The sequence below is a fragment of the Chitinimonas sp. genome (assembly GCF_041904975.1).
GTDB lineage: Bacteria > Pseudomonadota > Gammaproteobacteria > Burkholderiales > Chitinimonadaceae > Chitinimonas.
The window spans coordinates 1-17053 of sequence record NZ_JAYRLZ010000073.1 but is presented as its reverse complement, the minus strand read 5'-3'; the positions used below and the strand labels follow the sequence as shown (position 1 = coordinate 17053).

Here is a 17053-nt window from a genome sequence, read left to right as displayed (position 1 = left end):
GCCCGATTGTGCAAATAGGGGTCACCTGCGGGTCACCTCTGGGTCACCTCTGGGTCACCTCTGGGCCACCTCTGGGCCACCTCTGGGCCACCTCTGGGCCACCTCTGGGCCACCTCTGGGCCACCTCTGGGCCACCTCTGGGCCACCTCTGGGCCACCTCTGGGCCACCTCTGGGCCACCTCTGGGCCAGTTGGTGGCCCAGAGGGGCATCGCTCCCAAGAAGTTGGAGACATTTGAACAACGCAGGGTTCGGTGGAGGCACAGCGTTAAATATCGGGTGAACAGGCTGGTGAAAAAATCTTGGCGCTGGTTACTAAGTGTGAAAAGCGAGCAAAACTGAGCTGAGTCGCTCAGAAATCAGGCGGGATTTGCTTGTTTTCCAAGCAAATCCGCTGGGTTTTACAAAATTTGAGCGGCCCAATGGGAGTTCAAAGAGTTTCTTACCAGACTTTCAATGAGCGGCAAAAGTTCGCATATTACGGAATCGCGTTTGAGATACCTAAAAATTTTCAAAATATTTTCAAACGTAAGGCCTAACGCAGAAATTTCATCACCAAAGATGGCGGCGATCGCGGGCATGATATGACTGAAGTGTGCCAACTAGGTGGCCCAGCAATTTTGCGAAAAACGGGCACTTTAGACCGGGAGAGCGTTTATCTCTGTAAGGTGACCGTTACAACAAGTTATCCACAGAATTTGTGCTCAACAATTGACGGAGAGCACACGTAGCGGCTCGCCGCAATTCATGCAAAAAGCATATCGATGTCTGACACAAGAAGCGATCACCAAGGCAAAGTAGGCGCGAGAATCGCGCGAGAGCAGAGAAATTGAAGATCGTGAAAACAATACCGAAAACGCGATCGTGGACGCGGGTATTGGATACCCACATTAGTCCTAAAGTGGGCTACAGAAATTCGAATGGATAAAATTCTCCGACGAAGCCACGCCATCGAATTCAAGCAGGAAGCGATCCGTTGGCGCGGTATACCGGTATTACGGGCTGAACGCCAATCTGGTTCAGCGCTAGCACCGCCAAATGCAACAGCAGAACGCAGTCGCAGCGCCGGCCCCCTCGCCGGGCTTCATTCCGGTTGTCTGCGCGACACGCTCCCAGCCTCAGCCGTCCGGCGACATTCGCTTGGAGATCCGCTACCGGGAGGCCGAGTTGTCGGTGGCATGGCCGGTGGCGTCCGCATCAAGCTGCGCCCAGTGGCTGCGCGACGGGCTGCGATGATCCGGGTCGATACGCTGTGGCTATCCGTCGACGCCCTGGACATGCGTGCTGGCATGGAGAGCATTCTGGCCCGCGTCGTTCAGGTCTTCGGCACGACCCAGCCACGCCATGCCTATCTAGATTCGACCGATTGCACTTGGGCGCAAGAACTGGCTATTTGCCGGCAGCTTGCGCGCCAGTCGGCGCGCCTGAACTGCCACGAGCCCTTTGCGTTGCCGAAGGATGTGCTCGAGAGGCTACAGACTCAGCCCTATACCAAGATTGGCGAACTGCTGCCGCATCGCTGGCTGCCACACGTCTGCGCTTGAACAAGCTGACACGATGGGATCACCGGGCGCTTACCTTTTTCGGCGCGGAAGGCACGCCAAAGCCAGTATTTCTGAGCTCTTCGCTCACTCCATCTGCCTTTGGCCAGTTGGCAGACGGACTGATCCCTATGCCGTCGCTGGCCACAGCAGATTCAATAGGCGCGTCAGGTTCTAGGCCGCGATTGTGAACAGTGCCTGGCCGGGGAGTTTCTCCAGCCCCTTGTGCAGCGTCTTGCGCAGGCTCCCCACTGTCTTGATCTAGTCAAACGCGTCTTCGATCAGCCTGCGGCGCCGCAAACTCATGGCGTAACCCCTGCCACGCGCCGCGCGGCCATCAACGGCGCTGCCGATCGCCTTGCGTGCAATGTTCGCCTTGATGCAGCGGCGCGTCAGCGCCTTGACGAAACCTTCGGTGTCGTAGCCTTTGTCGCAAATGCACGCGCGAGGGCGGTGGCATTGATGCGTGGCTTTAGTCGTCATCGGACCCTGCTGTATCGCTGCAGCAGGGTAGAACCATGCGGCAATCGAGCTGGTTTACTCAATTGCCGGACGGCACCCGCTCGAATAGCTCCCCCACCTCACATTGAAACAAATCACACAGCTTTTCGATGGCATCCAGGTCCACTCGAACAGCCGTCTCTTCATAAAGCAAGGTAATGGTGTTGCGGTGCAGGCCCGTCAGGCGGGCAACATCCGCGATGCGCAGTTTGCGCTCGCCCATCAGGCGTGAAAGGTGGCACTTGATCATATTCTGAGCGCAGAAATGTTGTTCTGAATGTGAAAAATCAATTGACGCCGACAATTCCCAGCCTAAAATGTCACTTAGAGTGACATTATGAACGCCGAGATGTTATTTGGCCCTGCTGAATTCAACGATTCTACGCAAAGGACATGATCATGGCACGCAATCCTCTCCCGCAATCCCAGCAAACCGATGCAGGCAAGTCTTACACACCCAGCCCGCGCCAATCTGGCACGCCGCGCCGTGGCTTAGCAGTGCCACAGCCGAAACACGTATTCCACGACTTAGCTAATGCAACAACAGAAGAAGTCCTTCGTGCCCTACTTCCCCCAAAGGGGCTCAAGTACCGCGCATTCCCGCGTAAGGGCAATGACAGCCATGCCAAGCAACTACAGCTTGCCTGGGTAGCGGGGCTTTTTGATGGCATCGGCACGATCTCGACTGTGCATTGCAGCCATTCGGATATCCACCATGATGAAGTATGTATTCAGCTCGAATTCGGCCAGATCGGCCCCAATGAACTCCGCCAGATTCAACAGGCACTGACCGGCATTGCTAGTCGTGCTAAGCCTCTCTCCGAAACGTCCGGCCGTAGCCCGCAAGCATGGACGTTGCTTTGCAGCGGAAGCCATGCGGTAAAGACATTGGAGCGACTGTTGCCTTATTTGGCCCGAAAAGTTGGCGAGGCCCGTGCTTATATCCGGCTACACCGCAAGCTCCAGCTGAGCACGCAGCTCGGTAGCAAGGATACAAGCGGCTCCCTGCACGCCATGCGCAAGCGCTGGCTTCTGCGAGCGCAAGCACTAAAAAGTGGGGGCCATCATGCATAGCGATGGGTTCCCTAACTTCCGCCGAGTTCTGTTGAAGCCCAGTTGGTCGATGTGGCTGCCCATCACGATGGCCGACGCCTTGTCTATTCAAGCCAAGGAGACTTCGGTCGATCGTGCACCAACCGGCAAGCGCGATGATGTCCATTCTTCGGCAAAGAAAAACGGCGGCCAGTGCGTTGAGTTACCCGATGTGCATTCCAACCCTTCATCGGGCGACACCTGTACAGATAGTGACCCTGCTGAACTACCCTCGGCACCAATCTTTCAGCTCCGTGACATCGGCGTCGCTAAACGCGGGGTAGCACGTCGAGAAAAGGAATACCAAGACCGCGTAAGCAGCCTGTTCGATGCCATGGCCACCAGACAGGGCATTCGCACCGTCCGAGTCCCGAATGAAGATACCTTGGTAACCGTGGGCGAACACTATCCGAATTTCGCACGAGTAATCGACCAACTGACGGCGGAGTTCGCCTTTGCCAAACACGCATTGCCTGAATTCATTACCTTTACCCCAAAGCTGCTGGACGGTCCGCCGGGAGTAGGAAAGACCATGTTTGCCGAGGCGTTAGCCAAGGCCATGAATGTCCCGTTTTTGAAGATTTCATTAGGCAGTATTCAGGGTGGATTCGAGATTACCGGAACGGCCATGCATTGGTCGAACGCCGCACCTGGTCGTTTGATCGAGATACTGGCTGACCATGCCGAAGCGAATCCGGTGGTGCTCCTCGACGAAATCGACAAGATGAGTGACTACCGCTCAGATCGTGTGTCGGCCTGCCTGCTAGACCTTTTGGACCCCCAGCAGGCAAAACGCTTGCGTGATGATGGCTGCAATATGGTGTTTGATGCTTCCAAGCTGATCCTGATTGCCACCTCAAACAACAGAGATCTGATCGCCAGCCCATTATTGAATCGAATGGAGGTGTTCGATATCGCACTACCGACTATCAGCGAGATGGAAGGCATGGTGTCGAGGATCTGGCTGGAGTTGTTAGATCGATGCAGCTTGGACACAGGGATTCACTTGCCAGAATCGACCATCGCGGAAATCGTTGCCAGTGGCACCTCACCACGGCAAATTTCACGTGCGTTACGCATAGCCCTGGGGAGAGCCTTGCTGAACAAGCAGTCCGTTATTCACAGTTTGGAGCTACCACTGGCGAGCAAGCATCGGCGACCAGGCTTTGTCTAGTCGGGAACGACCTGTTTTGGCTCAATCGCATTAAATCGTTTCAAATAGTTGTTCAGTTGGGTCACCTCCCTATGCAGTTCGAAAACCGCCTCGGCGGCTAGTTGGTCAAGATGAGGTCATTGCCATGATTAAAAAACTCGCTGAGCCCATGGCGGTTTTGACCAGTACCCGATACGTTGTTTTCAAGGTGATATGGCCGTACGACACGTCGCACGAATCACCAACGAAGACTGCAATTACTAAATGGGCTGAATAACATGACGGAACGCATATTTCTGACCCCGGATGAACGCGAGACCTTGACTGGAATTCGCACAGGCAAAAATGGTCTTACGCGGGAGCAGCGTCAAATCGAATGGCTAATTTGCAATGGAATTCGATTCGTGGTGAATGCGCGTGGCGAACCCATCGTCACAATAGCCGCAATCGAAGGTCGAATTTCTGACAGCATTCCTACCGCTGGATGGAAACCCCGCGTGCTTGACAAGCCAACGGTGTAATCGATATGGGTCGCAAACGAAGCAAATACCCGCATCTACCAAAACGCATGCGCGCTAGGGTGCGCGGTAAAAAAACATGGTTTTATTACGATCACGGTGGTCGGCCACGCAAGGAAACGCCTCTTGGCTTGGATTTCGCCATTGCAATCAAAAAGTGGGCCGAGTTGGAGTTGGCAGACCAAGTGCAAAGTGTAGCAGTGGCCACGTTCGACTATGCTGCCGAACGATATAACCGAGAAGTCACCGTGCAGAAAGCGAGAAGCACACAACGAAACAACAATCTGTATTTACCAAGACTTCGAGCGTTTTTTGCAGACGCACCACTTGAGCAAATTGCCCCAATCCATATACGGCAATACCTCGATTGGAGGGTACGAGAGGCGCGCAAAGAAGCAGAACTACGAAATGCAAAACGCCGCGAAAAGAACATCGAAGTCGCTCCTGTACCAACCGACATTGGCAAAGTCATAGCCAATCGCGAGATTGCCCTTTTTTCGGCAATCTGGAATCAGGCACGCGATTGGGGATACACCGACAAAGCGAACCCTTGCCTCGGAGTGAAGAAGCACCGAGAGCGCGGCAGGGACATCTATGTTGAGGACCAGATCTACATAGCCGTCTATAACGCTGCTGATCAGCCATTGCGCGATGCCATGGACCTTGCCTACCTTACCGGACAACGCCCCGGTGATACATTGTCCATGTCGGAATCTGACCTCCGGGACGGCGCCTTACACATACAACAAGCCAAGACTGGTACAAAGTTAAGGATCTCGGTGATTGGTGAACTTGAAGCGGTGATAGGCCGTATTCGACACCGTAAGCACTTGCTATCGGCTCGAACACTGCAGCTGGTTGTAAACGAAAAAGCACAATGCTTGGGCAAAGATGCGCTCCGCTCTCGCTTCGATCGAGCCAGGGTTATCGCTGCAGACAACCACCCAGATCTGGCCGTTGCCATACGGGCATTTCAATTTCGGGATCTACGCGCCAAAGCCGGGACTGACAAAACGGAAAGCAGTGGCGACATTCGCGAGGCACAGAAGCAACTCGGTCACGGATCAATCACAATGACTGAGCATTATGTGAGGAACCGCAAGGGAGATTTGGCCAAACCAACGAAGTAGTTTGCGCAGAGGTTTGCGGAACGTTCCGCAATCTTGAAAGCACAAAGGGTTACGCTTTCGCGTAACCCTTTGATTATTTGGTGCCGACTATCCGAATCGAACGGATGACCTGCTGATTACAAGGCAGCTGCTCTACCAACTGAGCTAAGTCGGCTCAGGGCGCGCATTATACATAGGAATCAGCTTTTGCCTACATCTTTCGCCAAGAAGAATGCATCGGAGAAGAATTCCTCGCTGGGCAGGCCACGGCCGGTGAAGCTGCCATGGGCGGCTTCCACCATTACCGGGGCGCCGCAGGCATACACCTGGTAGCCGCCAAGGCTGGCGAAATCGTGTAGCACGGCTTCGTAGACGAAACCGGTGCGGCCAGTCCAGGCGTCGGTGTCAGCCGGCTCGGACAGTACCGGAATAAAGGTAAAGTTCGGGTGCTCCGCCTGCCACTGGCTGGGCAGCTCAGGCATATACAAGTCAGCCAGGGTACGTGCGCCCCAGTACAGGACCATCTCCCTGTCGATACCCTTTTTCAGCGCATGCTCGACGATGCTCTTGATCGGCGCAAAACCGGTGCCGCTGGCCAGAAAGATGATCGGCTTGTCGGAGTCTTCACGCAAAAAGAAGGAACCCAGGGGCCCGGTAAAACGCAGGATTTCGCGCTCGCGCATCGAATTGTGAACGTATTCGGAAAACTCGCCGCCGGGCACCAGGCGCACATGCAGCTGCAGGAAATCATCGTTATGCGGCGGGTTGGCCAGCGAGAAGCTGCGCTTCTTGCCATCCTTGGTGTGGATATCGATGTACTGCCCGGCGAGGAACTGCAGGCGCTCATTGGTGGGCAGCTTGAGCGAGAGCACCGCTACATCGTGCGACACCCGGTCGATCTTCTCTACCCGGCATGGCAGGGTGCGGATCTGGATATCCTTGGTTGCCTGTATCTCGCGACACTCCACCGTTACATCGCCAACTGGCTCGGCACAGCAGAACAGGGCGAGGCCCTGTGCCAGCTCGGTGGTATTGAGTGCCGAGGTGGAATGATCACGATGCCTGACTTCCCCGGCAAGGACGCGACCCTTGCAGGCGCCACAGGCCCCGTTGCGGCAGCCATAGGGCATATTGAAACCAGCGCGCATGGCGGCGTCCAGTACCGTATCGCCAGCTTCGATATTGAGTTGCTGGCCGCTAGGCTCGATGGTGAGTTGAGGCATTGCTGTTTCCCTGCTGGGTGGCTGGCTTAGAATCGGGCCATGCGCAAAAAAAGACTATTGATTGTAGGCTGCGGCGACGTCATGCAACGCGCCCTGCCCTGGCTGGCCCGTCGGTTCCGGATTGTGGCACTGGCACGAACATTGGAACGAGCTGCGCAATTGCGCGATCTGGGCGTGATACCCATCCTGGCCGATCTCGACCAACCCGCAACGCTACGCCGCCTCGCCGGCTTGGCCGACTATTTGCTGATCAGCGCACCACCACCGGCTAGCGGCGCGGGCGATCCGCGCATGCGGCGCCTGCTGGCCAGCCTGAAACGGGGCGCGATTTTACCATGCAAGGCGGTGTATATCAGCACCACCGGCGTATACGGCGATTGCCAGGGGGCGCACATCGACGAGACCCGCCCGCTGGCTGCGCAGTCCGAGCGCGCCCTGCGCCGGGTCCATGCAGAACGGCAGCTGCGCAGCTTTGGCTTGCAGCACGGCCACGCCAGCATTCTGCGCGCGCCGGGTATCTACGCCGCCGAACGCCTGCCGCTGGCCAGGGTACAGGCGGGCACGCCGGCACTGCTGCCGGAACACGACAGCTACAGCAACCATATCCATGCCGATGATCTGGCTCATGCCTGCTGCCTGGCCCTGTTCCGCGGCAAGCCGCAGCGTGCCTACAACGTTTGCGACGATAGCGACTGGAAAATGGGGGATTGGTTTGACCGGGTGGCTGATGCTTTTTCGCTACCGCGCCCGCCACGATTGCCGCGCGAGCAGCTGGTTTCACAAGTGTCGCCGGCCTTGTGGTCATTCATGCGCGAATCGCGCCGTATCGCGAACAAGCGCCTGCATCAAGAACTACGGCTGCGGCTGCGTTATCCGACACCCGATACCTTGCTGGATCAGTTACGCAATAGCTGATGCCGTTCGCGCTCGAGCTGGGCGATATAGCGCTGCAGGGTGTTCTCGGTATTGCGCGGCAAGTCGACAAAACGGGTGCCGAGCATTACCTGCACCGTGCCGTCACGCTTGGTGACCTGGCGCTTGCTGCGAATTTCCAGCGTCACTTCGATATGGCCAAAGGTGCCCAGGTCGATGCGGCAGCCATGGAACACATCCATTTGCTGCACCTCTACCTGGCCGCTGATCCACAAGCCCATGCCACCGATGGAAATATCATGCAGTGGCAACACCAGCATGCTGCCATTGGGTTGCGGCAGCCGACACTGCAAGGGACGGCCGATCGGCGTTTCCAGACGGAAATACTCGCGCCGCTGCAGCTTGATCACATCATTGGGGAAACCGGCTTCAAACGCCGGCTTGTCATCGTATTCGACCAGGGACACCGTGCTGTCCAGCACAAACTGGATCTTCACGCCTTCGGGCGCCGCGGCAAACACCATATGATCACTACGCAGGAAACTGCGATTGATCGCCTCTACCCCGCTGATATCGAACCAGAAACGTTGCGACTTCGGATCAACCGACAAAATGGCTGAGAGAAAAGAGTTTTCGCCATGGTCGTAATACACGGACACCAGATCGCCCTTTTGCTCGAGCGAGCGCAATACATAGGCGATCTCCATCGGCGTGTGCAGCAAATAATTGCTGACATCCACCCCTTCGGAAATCAGGGGAACAGGCGTCTGGGCCTCGTGCTTGGGGTTTTCTTGTTCCGCCACGGTGTCTGTAGTTCTGGTCGCTCGGCTTAACTGGCGGGCTTATGCTGCAAGCAGCACGCCAAGGTCATGGGCAAATACCGTTCCGCCGGAACCGTAGTTTACGAAAACGCGTATTTTACCGGTCTTGTCGAAAATATAGCTGCCAGTGCTGTGGTCGACGGAGTAATTTTTTTCGTCTGCCTGCCCCGATGCACGCTGGAACACCACCTTGAAGCTATCGGCCACGGCGCGTATCTGCTTGTCACTGCCGGTCAGTCCGATAAAGCTGGGATGAAACGCCGGCACGTATTGGGCCAGCAATTGCTGGCTATCGCGCTCCGGATCGACCGTGACAAACAAGACCTGAACCTCTTTGGCACGGTCACCCAGCTGCTTCATCGCCCCGGCCAACTCGCTCATGGTGGTCGGGCACGCATCCGGACAATGGGTGTAGCCAAAAAACACCACGACCACCTTGCCGCGAAAATCCGCCAGTGTACGCGGCTTGCCGGTATGGTCGGTCAGCTGGAAGCTGCCACCGATATCGGCACCGGTGATATCGGTGGCCATGAATTGCGGCCCGGCCGGCCCGCAAGCGGCAAGCGCCAGCAATAGCGAGACCGCCAGCCAGCGGTACAGAATGAAAGTCCAGCTGCGTTGACTTGGCATCACCATCGCCTTAGGCCACCGGGAACAAAAGATAGTGATCGACCAGCAAAGCTGCGAACAACAAGGAAAGGTACAAGATCGAGTAGCGGAAGGTTGCGCGAGCCAGCGCGTCGGAATATCGGCGCCAGATGCGCCATGCATAGACCAGGAACACCGCATCGAGCAGCAAGGCACTGGCCAGGTAAATCAGGCCGGACATACGGGTCGCCACGGGCAACAGAGTGACGGCTGTCAGGATCACCGTGTACAGCAATACATGCAGGCGGGTAAATGCCTCGCCATGAGTAATCGGCAGCATCGGCAAGCCGGCACGTGCATAGTCATCGCGCCGGTAAAGCGCCAAAGCCCAGAAATGCGGCGGCGTCCAGGCGAAGATGATCAGGAACAGGATCATCGCATCGTGACTGACGGTACCGGTGACAGCCGCCCAACCAAGAATGGGCGGCATGGCGCCGGATGCGCCACCGATCACGATGTTTTGCGGGGTGTTGGGTTTGAGGATGGCGGTATAGATCACTGCATAGCCGACAAAGGTAGCCAGCGTCAGCCACATGGTCAGCGCATTCACCCAGGCAAGCAGCAGCCACAGGCCGACGCCGCCAACGAATACGGCAAAAGCAAGCGTCTGGGCGCTGCTGACCTGGCCACGCGGCAACGGGCGGGCACGGGTGCGAGCCATCAGCGCGTCGATACGCTGCTCCACCAGGCAATTGATGGCAGCGGCGGCGCCCGCGACAAAGGCTATGCCGACCGTAGCGGCGAGCACCGTATCAAGCCTTGGCAAGCCCGGCGACGCCAGGAACATGCCGATCACCGCGCAAAACACGATCAGCAACACCACCCGGGGTTTGGCCAAGGCAAGGAACTCACGGAAACGGGCGGTCACACTATTGGCGCCGGGCAAACTGGTGGTCGTCATCATGTTCTCTCGAGGGCCGGAATCAGCGGCTGAGTGCCAGGCGATAATTCAGTGCAATCATCAGGCACAGCAGCAAGGCAGCGCCAGCATTGTGCATTACGGCAAGCACCAGAGGCAGTTGAAACAACACATTGGCAATGCCCAATGTCACTTGCAGCAACAATGCGGCGGCAATTGCCAAGGCGAGGCTACGCAAAACGCCGCGACGATACAAGCTGAAGGCGAGCAGGCTGACATAGCAAAAAGTAATGAGCGCACCAAGACGATGCAGCCATTGAATAGCAGTAATGTCGGCCATGGTCAGCATCTGGCCGTCGCTGGTCTGGCCAAGCTCACGCGCCAGCGAAAACGCCTCGGTGAAACGCATATGCTCCGGCACCAATGCGCCACCGCAGCTGGGGAAATCGATGCAGGCCAACGCCGCATAATTGGTGCTAACCCAGCCACCAAGCAGAATCTGCATGGCCAAAATCAAGAGCCCCACCATGGCCAGAGGCCGAAGACTGGCAGGAAAGCGCTGCAGTACCGGCCATTCGCGCTGGCGCATGGCATGCCACACCAACAAGCCCAGCGTGGCGAGACCGAAGGCCAGATGGCCGGTGACAATGGCCGGACGCAGCTTCAAGGTCACTGTCCACGCACCAAAGGCACCTTGCCAGCAGATCATCAGCACGATACCGATTGCCAGCCAGGGCGGGCGGCGCAAGGACTCGCGCTGCCTCACTGCCATCACTGCCAGCACAATCGCCATTACGCCAAGCAGGGTAGCGGCATAGCGGTGCACCATCTCTTTCCAGGCTTTTGCCAGGCTAACCGGCCCGGTGGGCGCTTGTGCATGGGCCGCCAGGATATCTTCCATCGCATGCACTGGCGTTGCCTTGCCATAACAGCCGGGCCAGTCGGGGCAACCAAGGCCGGCGTCGGAAAGCCGCACATAGGCACCCAATACGATCAGTGCAAAGGTCCACGCTACAGCAAATAAGGCGAGCTTTTTATACATCGCATCCATTCCCGGCTCAGCCCAGCGACTGATTGTTCTTCAGAAAGCGGCCGATTTCCTTGATCACCTTGGCCGGCGTTGCATCTTGCGGATAGCGGACCACCTGATTGCCCAGCGGATCGATCAGGTAGATACCGTTACCGACATCGCCGGGAAGGGGTGGCAGCTGGGCGACACGACGGATTTCCGCGCCATCGGCGGCGATGCGTGCCGCCTCGCTTGGCATCCCATCCCCCACCACCAGCCACAGGCGCTTGACGCGTTCCATCTCCAGGCCTTGCGCCAGGCGGAACTGGCGCATGGCAAACAGGCGGTTCTGGCACGCAGCATCACACTGCGCCTTGTCCGCCATCAGCAATAGCCACTTACCCTTGAACTCATTCAGGCTGGCGGCCTGGCCGGCGAGCGTGTGCATGACCAGTTGCGGCACCGGCCGGGTTGGCAGCAACTCGCCAAAACTCTTGCCGCCCGTGGGCTTCCAGTAGAAATACACCAGGGTGGACAGCAACACCGGTGCAATGGTCAGACCGATCAGCAAGGCAATGGTCATGCGATTGGACGGGCGAGCGGGCAGAGCTTCAACTTGCATTTGACTTAGTCTTCCAGTGGAAATACAGGAACAGCACCAGCGCCAGGCCAGCAAACAAAAACCACTGGCCGGCATAGCCATAGTGACGGTCGGCACCGAAATCGGGGCGCGGCCAGTCGCGTGCCAGCTCATCCTTGCCCTCGAGCTGGTAGGCCAGCGCCGCCACCACGGGCCTACCCAGCCAAGCTGAATAGCGCTGTTGCTGATAGTTCTGCCACACGGTGCCATCGGTGGTTTGCTTGGCCAATTCGATAAAGCGCTGCTCGGGCGACAGCATCCGCACATTCAGGCTAACCCGGCCGGATACCGGCGCGATTGCGGGCAATCCCTTGCTGCCGCGCGCCACCCAGCCTCTTACCACCGGCAGCAGGCGGCCATCGTCCATCAGCAGCGGCGTCAGCACGTAATAGCCGGCAATGGCGTGATGCACGCGGTTGTCCAGCAGTATCTGCCCCTGCGGATACCAGCTGCCCGACACCAGAAAGCGCCGCTGCCACACCGACTCCCCGACTTCGCCCTGCCATGGTGTCAGCGGCGCCGCATCGAACTGCTGCTGCAATTGCGCCTGCTGCGTCTTGGCGCGACCGCGCTCAAGCTGCCACAGCCCAAGGCGGATGGTGAGCGCCATGAACAACACGGTAACGATCAGGATCAACAGGGAGGGGCGACGAAGCGGCATGCTGCAATTGGCGTGGAACTGGGGTGGAGTCTACACTCGCGGTTTTACTTTGCGGCGTGTCGACATGAAGTACATCGTGGTTCTGCTTATTTTTGGCATCCTGGCCGCGCTTGGCAGCGCCCTGCTATCGCTGATCCGCCAAAAAGGCCCGGCGGACCGGACAGTGAAGGCGCTGGCCATCCGGGTTGGACTGTCAGTTGCCCTGTTTATCTTGCTATTGCTTGCCTACCGCCTTGGCTGGATCCAGCCGCATGCAGTCAACAATTGGCACTGAGAAAGCGCTGGACGAATCAAGTTTTCAACTGGAGTAGCAGGCCCCGGGAAACCCGGGACCTGGCCGAAAGTGGGTAAGCAATTGGTTCCTTGTGGATCCAGTCCTCCCTTCCGCCGCGGGGGAACCGCGCATTACGCGAAATTGGATTCCTTCAGAGCTCCCCTAACAAAACCAAACGGTGCAGGCACAAGCCTGCACCGTTTGTGTTGGCTTGCTGTTACAGCCAGTAAACGAATACGAACAGAATCAGCCACACCACATCGACGAAGTGCCAGTACCAGGCCGCTGCTTCAAACGCAAAGTGGTGCTCGGGCTTGAAGTGGCCCTTGCTGGAGCGCAGCAGCATCACGGTCAGCATCAGGGCGCCGATAAACACATGCATGCCGTGAAAGCCGGTCATCATGTAAAAGGTCGAGCCGTACACGCCGGATGCCAGCGTCAGGCCCATATGGCCCCAGGCGTGGCTGTATTCCTGGACCTGCAGCCCCAGGAACAAGGCGCCCAGCAGCACGGTCGCCAGCAGGAACAGCTTGAGCTGGCCGCGCTTGTTATGCAGCAGGCCATGGTGGGCAATGGTCAGCGTTACGCCGGAGGTCAACAGGATGGCCGTGTTCCAGGCCGGCAAGCCCCAGGCTTCCATCGACTCGTAAGGGGCGGTGCCATTGGGCGCGACCGACTTCGGCCACATTGCGGTGAAATCGGGCCACAGCATCTTGTGGGCCAGGTCGCCCAGTTCCGGCACCGAAATGGTGCGAATGTAGAACAGCGCGCCGAAAAAGGCGGCGAAAAACATCACTTCCGAAAAAATGAACCAGCCCATACCCCAGCGGAACGACATATCGACGCGCTTGGAATACACACCGCTTTCGGACTCGCGAATCACATCGCCGAACCAGCCAAACAGCATGTAAAGGAGGATGGCAAAGCCCAGGCCCATCGAGTAGACGCCCGACGGCATGGCATTGACGCTGAAAGCGGCGCCAAGGCCGATGAAGAACAGTGCAAATGCGCCGACCAGCGGCCATTTGGAAGGCTGGGGCACAAAATAATCGGGTTGATGCGTTGCCACGGTGTCTGCTCCCTTATTGTGATCGTGCGGCGAATGGCGCTGTTAACTGGTAATGCTGCGGACCAGGGTGAGCAGTCCGCCTATGAACAATGCGGCACACAGCAATGCCGCCAGGATGATCTGTATTGGCTTGAGCTTGGCCAGATCATCGCGCGAATCCTTGCCGCGCCGTATTCCGCCGAAGGCCGACAAAACGGCACCGACAGCGCGCAGTGGATTCAATGATGTTTTTTCCTCGGCCATGCTTTCCTCAAGACGCCGTTTTGGCGGCGCCTTCCACCTCGAAAAAACTGTACGACAGGGTGATGGTATTCACATCCACCGGCAAAGCCGGGTCAACCATGAACACCACCGGCATCTTGCGTGATTCTCCAGCGGCAAAACGCTGCTGGGTGAAGCAAAAGCAATCGAGCTTCTTGAAGTGACTCGCCGCCACTGCCGGGCTGTAGCTGGGTATTGCCTGCCCCACCACGGCACGTTTGGCGACGTTTTCAATATCGTAGACCACCTGCACCAGCTGCCCCGGATGCACCACCATGCGCGTGCGCTCCGGCTTGAAGCGCCATGGCAGATCATTGCGCAGATTGGCGTCGAATTCGATTGTCACCTCGCGCTTGGCATCGACCTGGGTATTGGCCGCCACATCAGGCTTGAGCAGATTGCGCATGCCGGTAGCACTGCATATTTGCTGGTAGAACGGCACCAGCGCATAGGCAAAGCCGAACATGCATACGGCGATGAATGCCAGCTTGCCAAGCAGTTTGCGATTTTCCGAGCCCATTGCTTCAGTGCTTACTATCGACCGAACAGGTAAAAGCGCGCGATATAGCCCGCTACGAAGACAGCAGCCACGCTGACCAGAATCAAGGCGGTTCTCAGGTTCTTGTCACCCATGGCTGCCACGCTGAATCCGGTTTCAGTGCAATTGCTGTGCGGCGGACAGGCGATCCACCACCTCGCGTGCTGGCGGCTCTTCCCAAGTGTGGAACGGTGCCGGCGACGGCACTTCCCACTCCAGGGTATTGGCGCCTTCCCATGGCCGCTGCGGTGCAGGGCCAACGCCACCACGGATGGTATGCAGCACGTTGTACAACAGGATTAGCTGACCAAACCCGAAACACATGGCGCCGATCGATGCGATCGAGTTGAACTCGGTGAATTGGGTCGCATAGTCGGGGATACGGCGTGGCATGCCAGCGAGGCCCAGGAAGTGCATCGGGAAGAAGGTGACGTTGAACCAGATCATCGACCACCAGAAGTGGAATTTGCCCATCTTCTCGTTGTACATATAGCCGGTCCATTTCGGCAGCCAGTAGTACACCGCCGAGAACAGCGAGAACAGGGCACCCGCCACCAGCACATAGTGGAAGTGGGCCACCACGTAGTAAGAATCCTGCAGCTGGATATCGACTGCCGCCACCGACAACACCACGCCGGAGAAGCCGCCCATGGTGAACAGGCAGACAAAGCCGATGGCAAACAGCATGGGCGTTTCAAAGGTCATCGACCCCTTCCACATGGTGGCAATCCAGTTGAACACCTTTACGCCAGTCGGCACCGCAATCAGCATGGTGGCGTACATAAAGAAGATCTGGGCGGTCGCCGGCATGCCGGTGGTGTACATATGGTGCGCCCACACCATAAAGGACAGGATGGCAATCGACGAGGTGGCGTACACCATCGAGTGGTAGCCGAACAAGGACTTACGGGCAAAGGTCGGAATCACCTGGCTGACCACGCCGAAAGCCGGCAGGGCCATGATGTACACCTCAGGGTGACCGAAGAACCAGAACACGTGCTGATACAGCACCGGATCGCCACCGCCGGCGGCATTGAAGAAGCTGGTACCGAAGTGGCGGTCGGTCAGCACCATGGTGACGGCACCGGCCAGCACCGGCATCACCGCGATCAGCAGATAGGCAGTGATCAGGGTGGTCCAGCAAAACATCGGCATGCGCATCAGGGTCATGCCGGGGGCGCGCATATTCAGGATGGTAGTGACGATATTGATCGCGCCCATGATGGACGAGATACCCATGATATGAACGGCAAAGATGGTCATATCCATGCCGACACCCATCTGCGTCGCCAGCGGCGCATACAGGGTCCAGCCAGCAGCAGCCGCACCGCCAGGCACGACAAAGGACAGCATCAGCAAGATGGCAGCCGGTGGCAGTAGCCAGAACGACCAGTTGTTCATCCGCGCAAACGCCATATCGGGTGCGCCGATCATCAGCGGAATCTGCCAGTTAGCCAGGCCGGTAAAGGCCGGCATGATGGCGCCGAACACCATGATCAGGCCATGCAGGGTGGTGAACTGATTGAACAATTCAGGTTTGAAGAACTGCAAGCCAGGGGAAAACAGTTCCAGGCGGATGCATAGCGCCATCACCCCGCCTGACAGGAACATGATGAAGGCGAACCAGAGATACAGGGTGCCGATATCTTTATGGTTGGTGGCGGTAATCCAGCGCATCAAGCCAGTCGGATGGTCATGGGCATGATCGTGCCCATGGTCGTGTTGGTGGGTGGTCGTGGTCATTATTGTGTCCTCGCTATCCTGCCGTTACTGGCGCGCAGCCTTGATGTCCGCGGGCTGAACCAGATCGCCGGTCTTGTTGCCCCAGCTATTGCGCTCAAAGGTGATCACTGCGGCAATCTCGGTATCGGAAAGGGTCTTGCCCCAGGCCGGCATGGCGGCCTTGCCATTGAGTACCAGCTTGATATGGTCGGCCTTGCCCGCCTTGTCACCGGCGATCTTCGAGCCATCCAGCGCCGGGAAGGCGCCCATGCCCTTGCCGTCCGCCTTGTGGCAAGCGGCGCAATTGGCGTCGTACACCTTCTGGCCACGCACCATCATGTCAGCCATGGTCCAAACCTTGTTCGGATCATCCTGATTGGCTGCCATCTTCTTCTTTTGCTGGTCTACCCAGAGCTTGTACTCGGAATCGGCCACCACATGTACCACGATGGGCATGAAGCCGTGATCCTTGCCGCACAGCTCGGCGCACTGGCCACGGTAGATGCCGGGCTTTTCGGCACGGAACCAGGTATCGCGGATAAA

General features: G+C 57.7%; 21 protein-coding genes, 1 tRNA gene and 1 pseudogene. 7 read left to right on the top strand and 16 right to left on the bottom strand.

The window, feature by feature from the left end:
- Positions 1-1354: 1354 nt before the first annotated feature.
- Positions 1355-1542, top strand: a pseudogene (locus ACE3OH_RS09145) (transposase domain-containing protein); the annotation flags it as partial.
- Positions 1543-1800: 258 nt separating this feature from the next.
- Here ACE3OH_RS09145 and ACE3OH_RS09140 read toward each other — a convergent pair.
- Complete coding sequence (locus ACE3OH_RS09140; protein WP_374351103.1) at positions 1801-2022, bottom strand: hypothetical protein; 222 nt, start codon at positions 2020-2022, stop codon at positions 1801-1803.
- A gap of 58 nt (positions 2023-2080) precedes the next feature.
- Complete coding sequence (locus ACE3OH_RS09135; RefSeq protein ID WP_374351101.1) at positions 2081-2344, bottom strand: helix-turn-helix domain-containing protein; 264 nt, start codon at positions 2342-2344, stop codon at positions 2081-2083.
- Positions 2345-2439: 95 nt separating this feature from the next.
- On the opposite strand from ACE3OH_RS09135, the gene ACE3OH_RS09130 reads away from it, so the two are divergent.
- The 4 genes from ACE3OH_RS09130 to ACE3OH_RS09115 all read left to right on the top strand — a co-directional run bounded on the left by ACE3OH_RS09130 (position 2440) and on the right by ACE3OH_RS09115 (position 5933).
- Positions 2440-3114, top strand: coding sequence for a hypothetical protein (locus ACE3OH_RS09130; RefSeq protein ID WP_374351099.1), 675 nt, complete (start codon positions 2440-2442; stop codon positions 3112-3114).
- A gap of 49 nt (positions 3115-3163) precedes the next feature.
- Positions 3164-4306 carry an AAA family ATPase gene (locus tag ACE3OH_RS09125; protein ID WP_374351098.1) on the top strand — a complete coding sequence of 381 codons (1143 nt, stop codon included), beginning with the start codon at positions 3164-3166 and terminating at the stop codon, positions 4304-4306.
- Positions 4307-4563: 257 nt separating this feature from the next.
- The gene (locus tag ACE3OH_RS09120) at positions 4564-4806 is read left to right on the top strand and encodes a DUF4224 domain-containing protein (protein WP_374351097.1); all 243 of its coding nucleotides are present in this window, start codon (positions 4564-4566) and stop codon (positions 4804-4806) included.
- A gap of 5 nt (positions 4807-4811) precedes the next feature.
- Complete coding sequence (locus ACE3OH_RS09115) at positions 4812-5933, top strand: tyrosine-type recombinase/integrase (protein WP_374351095.1); 1122 nt, start codon at positions 4812-4814, stop codon at positions 5931-5933.
- Positions 5934-6011: 78 nt separating this feature from the next.
- Here the strand turns inward: ACE3OH_RS09115 and ACE3OH_RS09110 are convergent.
- A tRNA-Thr gene (locus ACE3OH_RS09110) sits at positions 6012-6087 on the bottom strand.
- Positions 6088-6112: 25 nt separating this feature from the next.
- Positions 6113-7135 (bottom strand): CDP-6-deoxy-delta-3,4-glucoseen reductase, encoded by a 1023-nt coding sequence (locus ACE3OH_RS09105; protein ID WP_374351093.1) that lies wholly within the window; start codon positions 7133-7135, stop codon positions 6113-6115.
- 81 nt (positions 7136-7216) lie between these two features.
- Between ACE3OH_RS09105 and ACE3OH_RS09100 the strand changes: the two genes are divergently transcribed.
- Complete coding sequence (locus ACE3OH_RS09100) at positions 7217-8050, top strand: NAD-dependent epimerase/dehydratase family protein (RefSeq protein WP_374351087.1); 834 nt, start codon at positions 7217-7219, stop codon at positions 8048-8050.
- On the opposite strand, the gene ACE3OH_RS09095 is transcribed toward ACE3OH_RS09100, so the two are convergent.
- Genes ACE3OH_RS09095 through ACE3OH_RS09070 form a run of 6 tightly spaced genes read right to left on the bottom strand, consistent with a single transcriptional unit; the run spans position 8032 to position 12595 of the window.
- Positions 8032-8811, bottom strand: a complete 780-nt coding sequence (locus ACE3OH_RS09095; protein ID WP_374351085.1) for a flagellar brake protein — start codon at positions 8809-8811, stop codon at positions 8032-8034. The genes ACE3OH_RS09100 and ACE3OH_RS09095 overlap by 19 nt on opposite strands.
- 39 nt (positions 8812-8850) lie before the next feature.
- Complete coding sequence (locus ACE3OH_RS09090; RefSeq protein ID WP_374351083.1) at positions 8851-9459, bottom strand: SCO family protein; 609 nt, start codon at positions 9457-9459, stop codon at positions 8851-8853.
- Between the two features lie 10 nt (positions 9460-9469).
- Entirely contained in the window at positions 9470-10381 is a 912-nt protein-coding gene (gene cyoE, locus ACE3OH_RS09085) for a heme o synthase (protein WP_374351081.1), read from the bottom strand.
- 19 nt (positions 10382-10400) lie between these two features.
- The gene (locus ACE3OH_RS09080; protein WP_374351079.1) at positions 10401-11378 is read right to left on the bottom strand and encodes a heme A synthase; all 978 of its coding nucleotides are present in this window, start codon (positions 11376-11378) and stop codon (positions 10401-10403) included.
- Positions 11379-11394: 16 nt separating this feature from the next.
- On the bottom strand, positions 11395-11967 hold the full coding sequence (locus ACE3OH_RS09075; RefSeq protein ID WP_374351077.1) for a hypothetical protein: 573 nt from the start codon (positions 11965-11967) through the stop codon (positions 11395-11397).
- Positions 11957-12595 carry an SURF1 family protein gene (locus tag ACE3OH_RS09070; protein WP_374351075.1) on the bottom strand — a complete coding sequence of 213 codons (639 nt, stop codon included), beginning with the start codon at positions 12593-12595 and terminating at the stop codon, positions 11957-11959. The genes ACE3OH_RS09075 and ACE3OH_RS09070 overlap by 11 nt, the downstream gene beginning before the upstream one ends.
- On the opposite strand from ACE3OH_RS09070, the gene ACE3OH_RS09065 reads away from it, so the two are divergent.
- Complete coding sequence (locus tag ACE3OH_RS09065; RefSeq protein ID WP_374351073.1) at positions 12594-12920, top strand: twin transmembrane helix small protein; 327 nt, start codon at positions 12594-12596, stop codon at positions 12918-12920. The two genes, ACE3OH_RS09070 and ACE3OH_RS09065, sit on opposite strands and share 2 nt — an antisense overlap.
- Before the next feature lie 217 nt (positions 12921-13137).
- Here the strand turns inward: ACE3OH_RS09065 and ACE3OH_RS09060 are convergent, their stop codons facing one another.
- The 6 genes from ACE3OH_RS09060 to ACE3OH_RS09035 all read right to left on the bottom strand — a co-directional run.
- Positions 13138-13989, bottom strand: a complete 852-nt coding sequence (locus ACE3OH_RS09060) for a cytochrome c oxidase subunit 3 (protein ID WP_374351071.1) — start codon at positions 13987-13989, stop codon at positions 13138-13140.
- A gap of 42 nt (positions 13990-14031) precedes the next feature.
- Positions 14032-14232: a DUF2970 domain-containing protein gene (locus tag ACE3OH_RS09055; protein WP_374351069.1), complete on the bottom strand. Its 201-nt coding sequence runs from the start codon at positions 14230-14232 to the stop codon at positions 14032-14034.
- A 7-nt stretch (positions 14233-14239) separates the two neighbouring features.
- Positions 14240-14770, bottom strand: coding sequence for a cytochrome c oxidase assembly protein (locus tag ACE3OH_RS09050; RefSeq protein WP_374351067.1), 531 nt, complete (start codon positions 14768-14770; stop codon positions 14240-14242).
- A gap of 14 nt (positions 14771-14784) precedes the next feature.
- Complete coding sequence (locus tag ACE3OH_RS09045; RefSeq protein ID WP_374351105.1) at positions 14785-14883, bottom strand: cytochrome oxidase small assembly protein; 99 nt, start codon at positions 14881-14883, stop codon at positions 14785-14787.
- Between the two features lie 22 nt (positions 14884-14905).
- Positions 14906-16531: a cytochrome c oxidase subunit I gene (gene ctaD, locus ACE3OH_RS09040; RefSeq protein ID WP_374351065.1), complete on the bottom strand. Its 1626-nt coding sequence runs from the start codon at positions 16529-16531 to the stop codon at positions 14906-14908.
- A 24-nt stretch (positions 16532-16555) separates the two neighbouring features.
- The coding region (locus ACE3OH_RS09035; RefSeq protein ID WP_374351063.1) for a c-type cytochrome at positions 16556-17053 on the bottom strand (498 nt) is incomplete at its 5' end.

Coding starts and splice junctions, on each gene's coding strand:
- ACE3OH_RS09125 (WP_374351098.1), top strand. CDS start 3,164: ATGTGGCTGCCCATCACGATGGCCGACGCCTTGTCTATTCAAGCCAAG.
- ACE3OH_RS09055 (WP_374351069.1), bottom strand. CDS start 14,232: ATGGCCGAGGAAAAAACATCATTGAATCCACTGCGCGCTGTCGGTGCC.
- ACE3OH_RS09130 (WP_374351099.1), top strand. CDS start 2,440: ATGGCACGCAATCCTCTCCCGCAATCCCAGCAAACCGATGCAGGCAAG.
- ACE3OH_RS09105 (WP_374351093.1), bottom strand. CDS start 7,135: ATGCCTCAACTCACCATCGAGCCTAGCGGCCAGCAACTCAATATCGAA.
- ACE3OH_RS09080 (WP_374351079.1), bottom strand. CDS start 11,378: ATGTATAAAAAGCTCGCCTTATTTGCTGTAGCGTGGACCTTTGCACTG.
- ACE3OH_RS09120 (WP_374351097.1), top strand. CDS start 4,564: ATGACGGAACGCATATTTCTGACCCCGGATGAACGCGAGACCTTGACT.
- ACE3OH_RS09075 (WP_374351077.1), bottom strand. CDS start 11,967: ATGCAAGTTGAAGCTCTGCCCGCTCGCCCGTCCAATCGCATGACCATT.
- ACE3OH_RS09045 (WP_374351105.1), bottom strand. CDS start 14,883: ATGGGTGACAAGAACCTGAGAACCGCCTTGATTCTGGTCAGCGTGGCT.
- ACE3OH_RS09140 (WP_374351103.1), bottom strand. CDS start 2,022: ATGACGACTAAAGCCACGCATCAATGCCACCGCCCTCGCGCGTGCATT.
- ACE3OH_RS09050 (WP_374351067.1), bottom strand. CDS start 14,770: ATGGGCTCGGAAAATCGCAAACTGCTTGGCAAGCTGGCATTCATCGCC.
- ACE3OH_RS09115 (WP_374351095.1), top strand. CDS start 4,812: ATGGGTCGCAAACGAAGCAAATACCCGCATCTACCAAAACGCATGCGC.
- ACE3OH_RS09065 (WP_374351073.1), top strand. CDS start 12,594: ATGAACAACACGGTAACGATCAGGATCAACAGGGAGGGGCGACGAAGC.
- cyoE (WP_374351081.1), bottom strand. CDS start 10,381: ATGATGACGACCACCAGTTTGCCCGGCGCCAATAGTGTGACCGCCCGT.
- ctaD (WP_374351065.1), bottom strand. CDS start 16,531: ATGACCACGACCACCCACCAACACGACCATGGGCACGATCATGCCCAT.
- ACE3OH_RS09100 (WP_374351087.1), top strand. CDS start 7,217: ATGCAACGCGCCCTGCCCTGGCTGGCCCGTCGGTTCCGGATTGTGGCA.
- ACE3OH_RS09070 (WP_374351075.1), bottom strand. CDS start 12,595: ATGGCGCTCACCATCCGCCTTGGGCTGTGGCAGCTTGAGCGCGGTCGC.
- ACE3OH_RS09090 (WP_374351083.1), bottom strand. CDS start 9,459: ATGCCAAGTCAACGCAGCTGGACTTTCATTCTGTACCGCTGGCTGGCG.